Here is a 16,355-nt window from a genome sequence, read left to right on the forward strand (position 1 = left end):
TTTCTATTAGTTATACTGGATTTAGCATACCATGATGCGATAAAAATTCCTCCAGCAACTGCGCAATTAGCAATAAACTGATACAATTAACATATCAATCGTTTTGAAAAAGAATATTATGAGCGTAAAAGAACGAAATATTACCAGTGAAAAGTCTTACCGACGCGCTGAAGACGACGAGTTATATCAAAGTCGTGCAGAAAACAAAATTGAAATTGCCAAGACTCTGAAACTCGCTGGCGCTATCGCTTTACTCAGTAAAGCTGAAATTGCCAAGATGGGTTTTTCAGAAGAGATGCTTGCAGCAATCGTCACAGCAAGAAAAATTGTTGTACGTACTGATGCTTACAGCAGACATCTATCGTACATGTGCAAAATCATGCGCAGCGATGGTCTTGAGCCAATCCAAGCGGCATACGATAAGATCACCAATAAGTACAACCAAGCAACGGTTGAGTTAGCAAAACTAGAAATGGTACGTGATAACTTAATTGCCGGTGGTGATACTGCGATCTCAACATTACTGGAAACCTATCCAAATGCTGACCGTCAGAAATTACGTCTACTTATTCGCCAAGTGAATAAAGAACTTAAAGCTGAAAAGCCGCTTAAAGCAGCGAAACCAAGCAAAGAAATCTTTAAACATCTACGTGAAATTGCCGGTATATAATATTAATCAGCCATCTCGGCACATTTAATATTTAACCAGTACAAACAATAAAGCCCTAACAAGTGATCACATACTTGCTAGGGCTTTATTTTTATCTGCTATTTGTTAGTCGTGACATTTTTTATGTCGAGCAACATAATTAGCTACCAGTGCCACCGACTGTCATGCTGTTTAATTTCAATGTTGGCTGACCAACACCAACAGGTATACTCTGGCCTTCTTTACCACAGATACCGACACCCTTATCTAACTGCAGATCATTACCGACCATAGAGATATCTTGCATCGCATCATGACCATTACCGATCAAGGTTGCGCCTTTAATTGGCGTAGTAATTTTACCATTCTCAATTAAATACGCTTCTGATGCAGAGAACACAAACTTACCCGACGTAATATCAACTTGACCACCACCAAAGTTAGGCGCGTAAATACCCTTCTTAACCGTGCTAATGATTTCTTCTGGTGTATGCTCGCCAGGTAACATGTAAGTGTTCGTCATGCGTGGCATAGGTAAATGCGCGAATGATTCACGACGACCATTACCCGTAGATTCAACACCCATTAACCGGGCATTAAGTTTATCTTGCATATAACCTTTCAAAATACCCTTTTCAATCAACATAGTATTTTGTGTTACCGTACCTTCGTCATCAATATTCAATGAACCACGACGATTTTCTAAGGTGCCATTATCAACAATCGTACATAATGGCGATGCCACTTGCTCGCCAATTTTACCTGCATAAGAAGACGTACCTTTACGGTTAAAGTCACCTTCTAAGCCATGGCCTACCGCTTCGTGTAATAATACCCCAGGCCAACCAGCACCAAGCACAACTTCCATGGCACCAGCAGGTGCATCAATGGCATCAATATTAACTAACGCTTGGCGCACAGCATCTTTGGCATAACTAAATGCTCGTTGCACACCATCTACATCATCTAAAAAGTAATCAAAACCATAACGACCACCGCCACCAGCACCGCCACGTTCACGCTTACCATTTTTCTCAATCAGCACAGAACAGTTCATACGCACTAATGGGCGTATGTCTGTCGCGAGAGTGCCGTCGGTTGCCGCAACTAATATCTCTTCGTATACCGCAGATAAACTGACACTCACTTGGGTAACATGTGAATCTAATGAACGCGCGTACACATCAACTTCATGTAATAAGTCAATTTTACGTTGTCTTTCCATGCTCGCTAATGGATCTAATGGCTGATAAATCTCGCTACCTTGTGGTTTGCTCCACGCTTTGACTTTACCTTCACCACCGCTTGCGGCAATACCACGCGCCGCTTTAGCTGACTGGGTTAATGCCTTTAAACTGATCTCGTCAGAATAAGCAAAACCGGTTTTCTCGCCCGATACCGCACGAACGCCAACCCCTCTCTCGATATTAAACGAACCTTCTTTAACGATGCCGTCTTCTAAACCCCAAGATTCATGTTTGCAAGCTTGGAAATAAAGATCACCATAATCAAGTTGATTACCCATTAATAATGACAGTGTACTCTGCAGGTGATCAACGTTTAAACCAGCGGGCAGTAAAATTGAATTTTCGACTTGTTCAAATCTCATTAGGGCTATTACTCTTTATTTTTCAAGCTCGCCGTAAAGCGTGCGTGTTGTAAAATAGGTATGTCAGTACGTACTTGTACTAACTTATGTTTGTCTAATCGCGCACAACTGATACCGCATGCCGAGGTTTGTTGCGACAGTATATCTCCCCAAGGGTCTAAGATAACAGAGTGCCCCCAAGTATGACGATTGTGGCCATGCTCACCCACCTGATTCGCCGCTATGACGTAGCATTGGTTTTCAATTGCTCTGGCTTGTAACAGGGGTAACCAATGGGCTTTACCTGTCGCATAAGTAAACGCTGCAGGCACTAATAACACATCAACATTGGCAGCACTGAGTGCACGGAATAATCCCGGAAAGCGTAAGTCATAACAAATCGCCATGCCAAAAGTTATATTGCCGACGCTAAAGGTCGCAATCCGATCTCCGGCAATAAAGCTATCTGACTCTTTATAAATTTGGCTGTTTAACTCTTTCTTAAAGACCGTTTTAGCTTGGTTATCATTCGTGGTGACAGAGACAGCCGGAACATGCGCATCAAACAAATGGATCTTGTGGTAATGTTGCACCAATTCCCCATTCGGGTCAAATGCTAAACTAGAGGTATAAATACGTTCATCAATATCACTAAGGATAGGGAAAGAACCGGCAACCAGCCAACACTGGTACTGTCGAGCCCAATCGGCGAGTTGTTGTTGTACCGGACCTCGGCCTAATACCTCTGCGTGCGCTAAATAATCGTCACGATGGGAAAATAATGCAAAGTTCTCGGGGAGTAAGATCAGTGTGGGTTTAATTGCAAAATCCACCAGCGCCAACTGTGTCGCTACGTAAGCGAGATTAGCAGTGATGTCCGCCCCAGAGTTCATTTGTATTGCCACTAATTGCATTACTTACCCCTTGTAGTTTTCAACTCAGTTTCATTAAGTAATTTGTCAGGTACAGTGATGGCTTTTTGATTACGCTTAACTTCAGTAAATACGGGATCAGCAAAGTCGCCACTGACATTAAACTTAAGTTCGGTGATGACTTCCACCACCGGTTCTAAGATCTTGGATAACGCAAACACAGCCAATGCGGTCGTTGGCGTTACCGCAAAGGCGGCCAATACCGGTAAACTTGAGGTCACATCGGGAAAAAAGCTTAAATTATAATTTATGGTATCCGTGACTAAATCGATATAACCGCTACCTGTTATTTTACCACTACTGGAATTAAGTAAAAAATCTTTATTATTAATCGCACCATCAACAATCTGCAGCGATGCTTGCATGGAAGAATATGGTAAACCATCATTAAATACATCACTAAAGTCTAAACTCAAGCGCTTCACTAATGACTGTAAGCTCAGCACACTTAAGAACCGAGTGCCTTTATCACTGACATTCGATATCCGTCCTGCTTTAGTTGCTATCGTCACACTGCCATTTAAGGAATCACCAGCAAAACTTAACGGCTGATCTTGCCAAGCAAGTCTAAAATCAACATCTGCAGGGGTCTTAGCTAACGGACTAATCATGCCTAGGCCCGTCATAAATTCTTCAACACTCTTGGTATTTAATTGACCCTGTAGTTGTGTTGCTTGCTTCCCTTGCTCATCCGTAAACCAGCGACCAGTCATCGCTACCGTCGAGTGTTCCATATCGACATCAAGGGATTTTAAACTCAGCCCAGTGTTGCTCTTCGTCACTTTAGCAGATGCTTGCCCCAAATTAATTTGCCCTAAAATACAGGCATCGCAATTAAAGTTAAAGCTCGGTATATCTTGCCAAACCAGCGCGGTTGATGGTGAGTTATCGGCGGTTTTTTCGGTTGTCGCATTACTATTCTCATCACCGCTAAACACTAAGTCGGGTAAATATAAATAGTCAAAATCGATATTAATATCCCCCACTTCAGGGATAACGATATTGCCATTAAATTCATCCGCTTTTAGCGCTATGCCCCAGTTACGGTAACCTTTCGTCGCGACAACGCTTAAGTCAGCCAAAGGCTGTTGATAATAAACGGTATTAGCCACATCGACGGTAATCGAAGACAAGGGTGCAACAGTACTACTGACATCTAAGTTACTGTCCGGTAAACCGCTGTACCACGACTGCCAATCGGCAATATCCAGGTTATCGACATTCACCACCACTGCATTTGCGGCATCACTGCTCAGCAACTCATCTGCATGACCTATCTGCACTAAAGACTGGATCAGTGCTAATTTTTCATCGGCATAATTAACCTGACCAGAAAAATTGATAACATCAGGCGAATTCAGCTGAATATGGGCTTGTTTATCATTACCAACCACAGATAAGTCCGTTGGCCAATCCTGCGAGGCTGACTTTGCCAACGGCATAGGTAAATCTAATGTTACGCTCTGTAAATCACTCTGCAGATCAAATTCATAGTTAAAACCCTGTTCAGGGAAAACCATGTTTAATGCGCCCTTCCAGTTCACATCACCAGACACGTACTGCTGATATCCAGGCATGAACTGTTTCATTAGCTGCTTACTAGCCCAATTGCCCGCAAGGTCCACATTGACTTGATAGTTACTGTCTTGCTGGCCACTGCTAAAGCTGACATTTAACGGTTCATCAAACAACTTGGCGGTTAACGGGGTGGAGAACAGTCCGGCATCATCAAACTTAAAACTACCGTTAACATCCGTCAAGGTTAGATCCAGTGCAGACAGATAAATACTGTCATTCATTAAACCAATATCACCACTGACAATAACCGGATCATCATAGGTAAACGGCAGGACAATATCAATTTCCCCGTTAATATCACCAGAGACTTGTAAGCTGTTCAATACCTCGCTAACTTCAGGCAACGGACTTAAATCAATCAAAGATTTGGCTTTTTTTCCCGTAGTGGTAAATCGCGCCTGAATCCCGAGTGCTTGCACATCACCTAAGCTCGGTAACTGTAAGTCCACTGCCGATATCGCAACTTGATCCAAATTACCTTGTCGCGATGACATAAATAAATCATCATTTTGAAATAGTAATTCGAGCTGTAATTCAGTCAGGGTTGGCCATTGTGGATCAAATTTAAACTCAGCATCAACGACATTTAAGCGGGTCTCAAAGATGCCGTCACCTTGAGCATAAGGATAATTAGCAAATTCACCAAACCACAATACTTGACCATGATCAGCATGACCTTGCTTTAACGCCCCCCTGAGATAATCAATTAATGATTCCCCCATATATGCGGTGGGATAGTAATAATAGGCTTTGCTGGCATCGCGTAGCTGCAAATCTCCGGCAAGGCTAAGAAATGGCGGCGCATTAGTCGGAATATCTAATAAGAACTGACTATCGAGCACTAACTCGGTGGTATCAACAAATACCTTATCTGCACGGACCTCTATGCCAGTAAACGTTTTTTCAGCGGCGGTATTCGTATCAGCATCAGTATCGCTATAATCATAGCGATACCAAGTTAAGTCACTTGAAAATTGATTAACCTGAATACTATGCTCAAGATGCTCAGAAAGGTCTAACAAGGTATCCTGCATATCGACACTGATCTTACCGGCATCTAAACTACCGCTCACCGCGATATCGACATTATCAATAGCGGGAAAACCTTGCCAACTTTGCAACTGTAGACCATCCACGTTTAGCTGATAACGTAACTGCGTCCAATCTTGCAATGGGATCTTAACCTTAACGTCACGCACGAGACCATGTGGATATAAGGTTTTTAGATCCTTAAATAAGGCCTCATCAACATGACGTGACAAGGCGACAATAGGGGCGAGTTTAGATAGCTCAACTTGATTAACGAAAGCAAACAAATCACTGTCTTGCTGCCTTACTTGTAAGTTTAACTGTGGCCAGATAATACCATTGGTCACCAGCGCTAAATCACGACTATCTAATTGCCAACCCGAATCAGTTAACTGCCACTCCAATTCTCCGCCCCAAATATTCAGGTTTTGCTGTAGGTTGCCGCTTTTCCAAGTAAACGCTGAAGGCTGTAACTGTAATAACGCTGATGTTGGTTTATTATTAACAATATCAATCCAACTTTCAAAGCTGACAGCGCCTTGCTTTAAACCTTCGCGTTTAAATAATACCTTTTCAAACCAATTCGACAGACTCATGTTTTCGGCTTGTACATAAATCTGACCGCTGACATTGGTTAAATCATCTCGGGCGCTGGTGACATCAACCATGATGCGCAGATTATTATCAGTGATATCATCATTAATATAGGCTCTGCCCTCACCGCGGTGACGATTATCTTGGTTTAACCAGGAAAACTCTGGAATATGAATGACTTTTTCTTCACCAGCAGGGGTTAATACTCGTAGATTACTGTTGGTTAATTCGAAGTGCGCAAGCTGACGAAAAAAAACATCAAGCAGGCGGGTTAATTCAGGGGAAGCAAGTTTTCCGTCTTTTTCATCAGCACTCTGAAACGGAGAAATGGGTAGTTTTATCTGCACACCATCTAAGATCAGATTATCGAGCAGTAGTTTTCTTTCTAATACACTGTTCCAAAAATCAATGCTGATCTTGATGCGTTCAACATCAAAATCATACGGTACTAACTCATCAAACTTCACATCTAAGGTATTGACAATTAATACCGGGCCGAATTTATACCAGCCCGCATCAATACTTGCAACTTCAATACTCACCGCTTGATCAGCCACCAGCCAATCAATCACTCGATCATGATATTGATTCAGATAGGGTAAACTCGCCCGTAACAGGCTAATCGAAACGGCAGAAAAAACCGCTAAGCAGGCAAAAGTATACAGGCATATTTTACCAAACCTTCTTAGCCAATTTCGAGTTCTTACCACGTTACATCATTACCACATCAAATTGCTCTTGCAAGTATTGTGGCTCAGGTTTTATTTTAACCTGTTTACCCATGAATAATTCTAATTCAGCAATACTGTGAGACTCTTCTTTTACAATGTATTCCGCAACTGCAACAGATGCATAAACGTTAAACTGATCAGCATCGTAAGCACGATTAACCCGGGTTACTTCACGGAATATCTCATAACATACCGTTTCCACTGTTTTTACCGAACCACGACCGTCACACGTTGGGCAATCAGAACATAATACATGTTCTAATGATTCACGCGTACGTTTACGGGTCATTTCTACTAAGCCTAATGCCGAGAAATCATGGGTATTAGTTTTAGCGCGATCATGGCTTAATGCTGATTCCAAACATTCCATCACTCGACGGCGGTGTTCAGAACTTTGCATATCAATAAAGTCGATAATGATAATACCACCAAGATTACGTAACCTCAGCTGACGTGCTATCGCCTGAGTAGATTCGACATTGGTATTAAAAATCGTATCTTCAAGGTTACGATGGCCAACAAAAGCACCGGTATTAATATCAATCGTGGTCATCGCTTCGGTCTGATCAATAATTAAATAACCACCCGACTTTAACTTTACTCTACGTTCAAGCGCACGTTGCGATTCACTTTCAACATCGTACATTTCAAAGATTGGACGTTCACCAGTATACGGTTCTAACGCACTGACTAGCTCTGGTACATACGATTCGGTAAATTCACATAGCTCAGCATAAGCCAAACGTGAATCGACCCTGATCTTGTCTAATGGTGCGCCTGCAAAATCGCGAATAATACGAAATGCCAAAGACGGATCTTGATACAACATGCTCGCGCTTGGGTTCGTCGCTTTACGTTGCAAAACTTTGGTCCATAGACGTTTTAAGTAAGCAATGTCTTGCTCAAGCTCTTTATCACCAACACCATCAGCGGCAGTGCGAATGATATAACCACCGAGTTCATCAATCTGCGCTTCAGTGACACGTTTTAGACGACTGCGCTCTTCTTCACAATCAATACGTTGTGATACGCCAACATGCGAACTGCCCGGCATAAAGACTAAATAACGTGACGGCAAGGTAATATCGGTAGTCAGACGCGCACCTTTAGTGCCCATTGGATCTTTCACTACTTGTACGGTGATATCTTGGCCTTGGCGTACTAACTGCGAAATATCAGCAACTTTAAAATGCTTCTTCTCACCCGGTGCCACACACTCAGTATGCGGTACAATATCTGATGCGTGTAGAAATGCAGCCTTATCAAGACCAATATCAATAAATGCAGCTTGCATGCCCGGTAATACCCGGCTTACTTTACCTTTATAGATATTACCCACGATGCCACGTTTCGCTTCTCGCTCTACATGTATTTCTTGTAGTATGCCATTTTCAATCAAGGCAACACGTGTTTCGCTCGGGGTAACATTTACTAATAATTCTGTCGTTATACCCATATTCTTTAGCCCTTCGTTACTTATTCTGCTTTGCCTTAAAGGCTTGAATTAATTGCTCGGTCTGCATTAATGGTAAACCGACAACCGCGCTATAACTACCGCTTATATGGCTGACAAATTTACCGGCAATACCTTGGATTGCATAACTCCCAGCTTTATCACGTGGTTCACCCGTACGCCAGTAGTCCTGCATTTCAATCGCTGATATATCTCTAAACTGTACCGTCGTTGTCACTAGCTCGACCCAGCAACGCGTGCTATCGGCAAGTGCCACAGCGGTCATCACTTCATGTTCATGACCGGATAATAAACTTAACATGCGTGCAGAGTCCGCTTCATCTACCGGTTTTTCTAATACTTGTCCGGCATAGACGACTATGGTGTCCGCTCCTAACACCACAGGTTCAGCGACTGCGTGAGCGCTTAGCTGTGTTGGGTTAGTATTAATTAGCGCAGCAACTCCCGCTTGCGCTTTATCACGCGCTAAACGTGACACATAATCAGGCGCTAATTCACCCACTTGTTGTTGCTCTTCCACATCGACGGATAATACCGAGAATTCAACACCTATTTGGGTTAATAACTCACGGCGACGTGGAGACTGCGACGCTAAATACATATTACTCTGTTTCATCTTATTATCTTCTATTCAATTAAGCTATCTTCAGGCCACTATCTAATCGCAAATTGACGACGAATCTTCCTTAAAATCAAGAATATCCATGGCCATATTAACATCGTGGTTAGGATTGACCATAAGTACATCGGTGTTATTGAGATATCGAAAAGTAATTTTTCAGCCCAGAATATAATCAGCTTATTAAGCATCGTTAAGAAGCCGACAATCAAGGCTTGCTGCCATAACGAAATATTGCGGATCAAGCGATGATTCATGACGATGATATAGATGACAATAGACAAGGCCAGGGAGTGGATACCCAAGGGAGCGCCTAATAATAAGTCTAACGCTAGCCCGGTGAGCCAAGCATAACCAATACTCACCCGATACGGCAACGCCATGCACCAATAACCTAGCACCAATAGCACCCAATCAGGTCGGAAGCTATCAAGCGGTTCAGGAACAGGTAACGCGGTCAGTAATAATGCCAGAATTAAGGTCAGGATTAATTTAAAACGACCGTTAGCAGACGTCATAGGTCCTTCTCCTTGCTTGTTTCTAATTCATCTTGATTAGCATCTATGATTTCAGGATCTAACTCGATTGAATTATCTTCATCGTCCCAAACTAATAACACATAACGTATCCGCTCTAATGCCACAACAGGTTTCGCTTCAACTTGTGCGTAAGGCTGACCAACCTGATAAGTAAACTCAGAAATTGTGGCAACAGGATAGCCTTCTGGGAATACCCCACCAAGACCTGACGTTACTAATACATCACCCACCTGAATATCAGTGCTGTGTGGCATATAGGGTAGATTAAGGCTATTGAGTTCGCCGCCACCATTGGCAATCGCGCGAATATCATTACGCTGTACCCGCACCGGAATACCGTGGCTAATATCAGAAATCAGTAATACCCGACTATATGTTGCTGCTACATCGACAATTTGTCCGACCACACCCTGCTCGTTTAATACCGGTTGACCAATATAAATACCATCCATTGCGCCCTTATTAATCACCACTTGCAGTGAAAACGGATCGGAATTAACCGTAATGATTTCAGCGACTAACTTGCGCTGGTCAGAGTGGACGGGGGAGTTAAGTAAGGCACGGAGACGTTTGTTTTCTTGTTTTAGGTGCTTAAATTCCAACAACTGAACTTGCTGAGTGAATAGTTTGTCTTTTTGTTCTGCCACTTTTTTTCTTAAATCTCGGCGGCTGACAACGTTATTTGATACACCTTTAAGCATTTCACTGGGAATATCTGCAGCATAAATTAGCGGAGAGACAGCGGTATTGAGATAAAGTCGCACATTTGAAAATGAATCAAATTTTGAATCAAAAACAATTAATGAGAAAGAGGCGATAACCGCAAGGAATAGGCGCAGTTGTAAAGATGTTGAGGTAGCAAAAATAGGTTTCATTAGATGGTATTCTCAAAGGATGGCGCGTCCACCATCCTATAGGATTATTAATCAGGGCTTAATCGTAATGGAACAGATCACCACCGTGCATATCAATCATTTCTAATGCCGTACCGCCGCCACGAGCCACACACGTCAGTGGATCTTCAGCGATAACAACTGGAATACCGGTTTCTTCAAGTAATAAACGATCAAGGCCGCGGATTAATGCGCCGCCGCCAGTTAGCACCATACCACGCTCAGCAATATCCGACGCTAACTCTGGTGGAGACTGCTCTAAGGCTGTCATTACTGCACTCACAACACCCGATAGCGGCTCTTGTAATGCTTCTAAAATTTCAGTGCTGTTTAAAATGAAACTACGCGGAACACCTTCTGCAAGGTTACGGCCACGTACTTCAATTTCAACAACTTCATCAAGTGGATAAGCAGAACCAATTTCTTTCTTAATACGTTCGGCAGTTGCTTCACCAATTAAGCTGCCGTAGTTACGACGTACATAGCTGATGATTGCTTCATCAAGTTTGTCACCGCCAATACGAACAGATGAAGAATAAACTACACCGTTTAATGAGATGATTGCCACTTCGGTAGTACCACCACCTATATCAACAACCATAGAACCAGTTGCTTCAGATACTGGCATGCCAGCACCAATCGCTGCTGCCATTGGCTCGTCGATTAAAAATACTTCACGCGCACCAGCACCTTGTGCAGATTCACGGATAGCACGACGCTCTACTTGTGTTGAACCACATGGTACACACACGAGAACACGTGGGCTTGGACGGAAAAAATTATTGTCATGCACTTGTTTAATAAAGTGCTGTAGCATTTTTTCTGTCACGAAAAAGTCAGCGATAACGCCATCTTTCATTGGACGAATAGCGGCGATATTACCAGGAGTACGACCTAGCATTTGCTTTGCTGCAGTACCAACGGCAGCCACACTCTTGTTTGCACCACGCTCTTGGCGGATCGCAACAACAGAAGGCTCGTCAAGAACAATACCTTGACCTTTAACATAAATGAGAGTGTTTGCTGTTCCCAAATCGATTGATAAATCGCTAGAGAATAAGCCTCTTAACTTCTTAAACATAGTTATGGGCATTCCTAAAAGTAAAATGTTGCAAGATCGGTTAACGTTACCAATGCGCAATGAATGTGGCAAGTTTATCAGACTTTATGACGGACTCACTATTAATTTAACCGTCGACGGTAAATAACTCGATCATTACCACGAAAAAAGCCGAATTCGATGTTTACTGAGGATAACCATTTAGGTGCATTCGCATATGTTAAAGCCGCAGGTCTAGCGCTATTTAATAGCCCACTTTATAATGTGACTGCCGCTTCTACTTTATGCTCTGCAACAATTTTACCACCGTCACATGTACCCGTTGATACTAGATAATATTGCGAGCGACCATCAGGTAAATCAATAGTCTGACAATCAATACTCACGCTACAATTTTCAAATCCAACTTCTGTACTAATATCAAAACCAGTAATAGGGTCATTGCCTGGAAACGCTGTACACACTAAACCATTGCTCAATACCTGATAAATCCCATATTCCATACCACTGTCAGAAGCATAATAAGCCTTAGCGCTATACACCTCATTAGCAACACTATCGGCTGTCGAACTTAAAATACGACTCAAGGAGGCAGCTAATAATGAAATGACCACAATAATAAAAAGAGCGATCACCAACATACTGCCTTGCTGTTGCTTGCGTTTACTCGGCATATGATTAAGGGACATTGGTCATAACCACCTGATGTTCAAATTTGATTGCACTGCCATCACGTAATAAGAAATTAAAATTTAACTCCAAAATAGCATTACTGAATTGGCTTGCATTGGTTAATGACATACGACTACCAATACTTAAGTTATCTACCATTAAAACAGAAAGCGGGTAAACCGAAGAAGTTAACGCTGCCTCACTACGAGATAAGCGCATAGCATCACCAATTTGCGTTAAACAATATTGTACTTTCTTTTCAGCAATAAAATAACGCGAGACAGCAGAGTCTCTTACTAGTGGCGATAGCAACGTGATATCGGCCTGAGTTGATTTAGCACCTGATACTGGGATTTGGATATAAGCATCAATTTCAGCAAAGGTATCGCTTGGCACAGAATAAAAATCGCTCGCATCAGTGGTGAGAACACTCATGTATTGGCCTTGGAAATCATTGGTATTTGGATCGTCTAAATCTCTGGTTTCTTTATCCATAATTAACGTCATAGGTTCATCCAGCACACTATTAAGATACTGACCAGCTGCAGTAAAAGGCACAAATTGGATACACGTATTCCCTGCTATAGCAGGAGTTTGAGTAACACTAAACGCGATTGTAGAGTCCAGCTCTTTGCTCATACGATTTATTACAAAGCGCGCATCATTAAGACGCTCATTTTGGTTAACTGAAGTTTGATAAAGCACGACGTTATCACTAATAAAACGACTGCTAAAGGTACCTACAATACCTAACAAGATGATCACAGTCACCAATTCAACTAAAGTAAAACCTAGCTGCTTATGCTTAAGGGCATTAGACATCAGTAGTTGCCCTTAAATGAAGTCAGCGTAACCTCTTCATTGTTAGGCATGTATATGGTCACTGATATTAGCTTCGCGACATGGTTTTCACCGGTACTACCACCAAACTTATCGGCAGCTAATGAAACACAAATCCGAACACCATAGCCAGGATATTCATCAGTAAAAAATCCTAGTGCAGTTTTTGGATCATAATCCGTTTGGTCATCACAATAAATATGATAATCATCAACATCATTAAAAGCATTTGGGCTGGCTTTAGTCTCGCCAGTATCTAACCCTAAGCTAGTACTACACGCAACAGTCACTTCACCAGTAATAACTTGGCCACATCGGATAGCGCCATTACTGCGGGCATTCACATCATCATAATAGCGAATAAGCACTTGGTTCATGATGCTTTTACCTAAGGCCGTCGCTTTTATTTGGTACATAGGCGAAGTCATTTTATTGGCTTGTGGTAAGAACACCCCTGTCACAATAGTCAGCGCTACCGCCAACACCACGATGCCGACAACAATTTCAATTAAGGTAAAGCCGCGTTGCTTATTGTTAACCTTGTTCATGGATATAACCTTGAGATTCGATACGGATTTTTAATGTTTGATCGCCGAAAATACTGATATCACAGCCAGCACAGCTACTGGCGACACCACGAGAGTTAAATTCAATCTTATGCTCACTAAATTTAATACCACTACTATCAGCCTCTGCTTTACTCATGCCTAATTGGGGTGGATTAAATACCACTGGTAGCTTAAGTGGAGTTAAGATCTTATCATCACAATTAGAAGGTATACCGAAACGTTCAGCTTCAATAAGTACTTTATTACAAGCATAAGGATTAGTCGTGCGAGTACTACGACATGCCGCATCACAACTCATAGCTTGCTGCTGTACGGTTTTTAATAATTGCTGCAGTTGGTCACGATAGGCTTGCGCCTCAAAGCCATCATTACCAATTAATTTGGGGATCGCAGTCGCGGCGAGAATACCGAGAAGGATGATAACAATGACCAGCTCAATGAGGGTAAAGCCTGATTTTTTAAACATATGCTATCGTACCTGATGGCTTAATGGTTGTGGGTATTTGATTTTAAACGATTTTCATATTAAGCATTGATAATAATACATTACTAAATTATATTGAAAATATAAAAAAAGCTTACCGAAGTAAGCTTTTTACAAATCAATAATAGGGAAACCTATTAATGTTTAGTAAATTACTTTGCTGGACATTTACCACTTACTATAGCATAACGCACTGTTTTAGATGCTTGCGTATAAGTCACACAAGTATCTGTGGTTGAAGACGCATTTCCATTCCAGAATATCAAAGTAGCAAGACCGCCACTAGCTGTAGCATCAGTCGAACTAAAACCACTTAATTCAACAGATGCGCCAATACCAGCATCAGTTGCTTCAGGGTAGCCATAAATAGTTTCAATAGTCGCACCAGCATCTGATACTGCAGAATCAGATGAAGTTTCAGTTCCATCAATTGCAGACTTTGAATAAACGATATTAGCAGCACTATGTAGAGCAGACTCAACGCCTTTCATTGCAGCTACTTTAGCATCATCTTGAAGGTTGATAAATTTCGGCACAGCAGTGGCAGCTAAGATACCTAGAACAATAATTACGATCACTAATTCGATTAGTGTAAAACCTGCATTTCTTTTCATTTTAGCTCCAAAAGCTGTTTTTAGTATAAATTACATGAATATATAACTAGTAGGATATCCACCTAATTTACATTAATGTACGTAATAGTATATTTTTCGATACTATGCCAAAAAATGTACCATTTCACTAGTTTTTTTTCATAAATGTCGCTTAATCACAACATTCTGTCCGTCTATAACATTTCATATTGTAATTAACAAAACAATAAGCATGATTATATCGTTTTCACACTAGATAATACCATAGTGGTAGTGTCAAACTAACCTTGTACCACCCCCATCATGTCCCACATAGGTACGAAAATACCCAGAGCAAGAATCAATACCATTACAGCCACGATGCCTATCAATATCGGTTCAATCTTAGCGGTCAACGACTGCAGTTCATAATCCACTTCACGCTCATAAAACTGTGCAGCTTCTAATAATAAGTCATCGACTTGACCCGTTTCATCACCCACCGAGATCATTTGTAAAATAAGCGGAGTAAACATGCCACTTTCACTAGCCGTGATCGTCAGGCTTTTCCCCTCTTCAATACCCGCACGCATCGATAAAATACGCACTTCCATCCAAGCATTATCAACCGTTGATGCCACCAATGACAAACTGTTATTCAGTGGCACACCACCTTTTAACATTAATGAAAAGCTGCGCGCAAAACGTGATAACAAGGTTTTTTCAATTACCGGACCAACAATGGGAATACGAATATAAAACAGTCCCCAGCGTAACTTGCCTTTATCGGTTTGAATGTAATATTTAAAGCCAATAATACTGGCAATAACCGCAACAATAAGTAGATGCCAATAATTAACAAAAAATGCCGATGAAGCCAGTAATGCTCGCGTCGCCCAAGGTAATTCAACCCCAAACTTGTTAAACATATTGGCAAACGTCGGAATAACAAAAATATTCAAGATCACCATCGCGGCTGAAATAGCGATCAATACAAAAATAGGATAACGCACGGCACTGGCAATACGACGTCGGGTATCCATTTCTAATTCTAAATAATTAGCGATTTGTAAAAATGAATCATCTAAACGACCAGTATTCTCACCCACTCGCACAATGGACACAAAGATAGAGGCGAATACATGCGGATGTGCCGCCATTGATGCCGATAAGGTATTACCACTGTTTAGACGGACAACCACATCGTTAAGCACGTCTTTAAGCTTGGCATGTGAACTCGATTCAGAGAGTCCTTTAATCGCCCTGATCATCGGAATACCCGCTCGTGTAAGCGAGTACATCTGACGGGCAAAAATAACCAACTCGGCAAGTGGAATACTGCGTGTTAACAACTGGCTGAGATCAATATTATTACTGTTACTGCTCGCCACTTTAATCTCGGTGGGAGTAATACCTTTAGCCATTAACGATTGCACTAAGGCATCTTGATTCTGCGCATCCTGTTTACCAGAAGCAGCATTACCTTGGCTATCGCGGCCTTTATACGTGAAATTTGGCATTGGCTAACCTTA

The 16,355-nt window shown here is 41.8% G+C and carries 15 protein-coding genes; 1 reads left to right on the forward strand and 14 read right to left on the reverse strand.

Features of this window, described 5'->3' with window-relative positions:
* The first annotated feature begins 118 nt into the window (after positions 1 to 118).
* Positions 119 to 670, forward strand: coding sequence for a ribosome biogenesis factor YjgA (gene yjgA / locus CXF93_RS20260; RefSeq protein WP_101064311.1), 552 nt, complete (start codon positions 119 to 121; stop codon positions 668 to 670).
* A gap of 139 nt (positions 671 to 809) precedes the next feature.
* Here the strand turns inward: yjgA and tldD are convergent, their stop codons facing one another.
* The 14 genes from tldD to CXF93_RS20330 all read right to left on the reverse strand — a co-directional run bounded on the left by tldD (position 810) and on the right by CXF93_RS20330 (position 16,343).
* Positions 810 to 2,258: a metalloprotease TldD gene (gene tldD, locus CXF93_RS20265; protein ID WP_101064312.1), complete on the reverse strand. Its 1,449-nt coding sequence runs from the start codon at positions 2,256 to 2,258 to the stop codon at positions 810 to 812.
* An 8-nt stretch (positions 2,259 to 2,266) separates the two neighbouring features.
* Positions 2,267 to 3,151, reverse strand: a complete 885-nt coding sequence (locus tag CXF93_RS20270) for a carbon-nitrogen hydrolase family protein (protein ID WP_101064313.1) — start codon at positions 3,149 to 3,151, stop codon at positions 2,267 to 2,269.
* Entirely contained in the window at positions 3,151 to 7,080 is a 3,930-nt protein-coding gene (locus CXF93_RS20275; RefSeq protein WP_101064314.1) for a YhdP family protein, read from the reverse strand. The genes CXF93_RS20270 and CXF93_RS20275 overlap by 1 nt, the downstream gene beginning before the upstream one ends.
* A gap of 1 nt (position 7,081) precedes the next feature.
* Positions 7,082 to 8,557, reverse strand: a complete 1,476-nt coding sequence (gene rng / locus CXF93_RS20280) for a ribonuclease G (RefSeq protein ID WP_101064315.1) — start codon at positions 8,555 to 8,557, stop codon at positions 7,082 to 7,084.
* Positions 8,558 to 8,573: 16 nt separating this feature from the next.
* On the reverse strand, positions 8,574 to 9,191 hold the full coding sequence (locus tag CXF93_RS20285; protein WP_101064316.1) for a nucleoside triphosphate pyrophosphatase: 618 nt from the start codon (positions 9,189 to 9,191) through the stop codon (positions 8,574 to 8,576).
* A 38-nt stretch (positions 9,192 to 9,229) separates the two neighbouring features.
* Positions 9,230 to 9,712 carry a rod shape-determining protein MreD gene (gene mreD / locus CXF93_RS20290; protein ID WP_101064317.1) on the reverse strand — a complete coding sequence of 161 codons (483 nt, stop codon included), beginning with the start codon at positions 9,710 to 9,712 and terminating at the stop codon, positions 9,230 to 9,232.
* Positions 9,709 to 10,608 carry a rod shape-determining protein MreC gene (mreC, locus tag CXF93_RS20295; protein ID WP_101064318.1) on the reverse strand — a complete coding sequence of 300 codons (900 nt, stop codon included), beginning with the start codon at positions 10,606 to 10,608 and terminating at the stop codon, positions 9,709 to 9,711. Before mreC ends, mreD begins: the two co-directional genes overlap by 4 nt.
* A gap of 58 nt (positions 10,609 to 10,666) precedes the next feature.
* Positions 10,667 to 11,707 (reverse strand): rod shape-determining protein, encoded by a 1,041-nt coding sequence (locus CXF93_RS20300; RefSeq protein ID WP_017221686.1) that lies wholly within the window; start codon positions 11,705 to 11,707, stop codon positions 10,667 to 10,669.
* A gap of 236 nt (positions 11,708 to 11,943) precedes the next feature.
* Positions 11,944 to 12,375: a PilX N-terminal domain-containing pilus assembly protein gene (locus CXF93_RS20305; protein WP_101064319.1), complete on the reverse strand. Its 432-nt coding sequence runs from the start codon at positions 12,373 to 12,375 to the stop codon at positions 11,944 to 11,946.
* Positions 12,365 to 13,180 carry a type II secretion system protein J gene (locus CXF93_RS20310; RefSeq protein WP_101064320.1) on the reverse strand — a complete coding sequence of 272 codons (816 nt, stop codon included), beginning with the start codon at positions 13,178 to 13,180 and terminating at the stop codon, positions 12,365 to 12,367. Before CXF93_RS20310 ends, CXF93_RS20305 begins: the two co-directional genes overlap by 11 nt.
* On the reverse strand, positions 13,180 to 13,746 hold the full coding sequence (locus tag CXF93_RS20315; RefSeq protein WP_101064321.1) for a prepilin-type N-terminal cleavage/methylation domain-containing protein: 567 nt from the start codon (positions 13,744 to 13,746) through the stop codon (positions 13,180 to 13,182). The genes CXF93_RS20310 and CXF93_RS20315 overlap by 1 nt, the downstream gene beginning before the upstream one ends.
* On the reverse strand, positions 13,733 to 14,233 hold the full coding sequence (locus CXF93_RS20320) for a type II secretion system protein (RefSeq protein ID WP_101064322.1): 501 nt from the start codon (positions 14,231 to 14,233) through the stop codon (positions 13,733 to 13,735). Before CXF93_RS20320 ends, CXF93_RS20315 begins: the two co-directional genes overlap by 14 nt.
* A gap of 170 nt (positions 14,234 to 14,403) precedes the next feature.
* Complete coding sequence (locus CXF93_RS22440; RefSeq protein ID WP_101064323.1) at positions 14,404 to 14,865, reverse strand: type II secretion system protein; 462 nt, start codon at positions 14,863 to 14,865, stop codon at positions 14,404 to 14,406.
* A 260-nt stretch (positions 14,866 to 15,125) separates the two neighbouring features.
* A complete protein-coding gene (locus CXF93_RS20330) occupies positions 15,126 to 16,343 on the reverse strand; it encodes a type II secretion system F family protein (RefSeq protein ID WP_101064324.1) in 1,218 nt (405 codons plus the stop codon).
* Positions 16,344 to 16,355: the final 12 nt, after the last annotated feature.

This window comes from Moritella sp. Urea-trap-13, from assembly GCF_002836355.1.
In the GTDB taxonomy this organism is placed as follows: Bacteria; Pseudomonadota; Gammaproteobacteria; order Enterobacterales; family Moritellaceae; genus Moritella.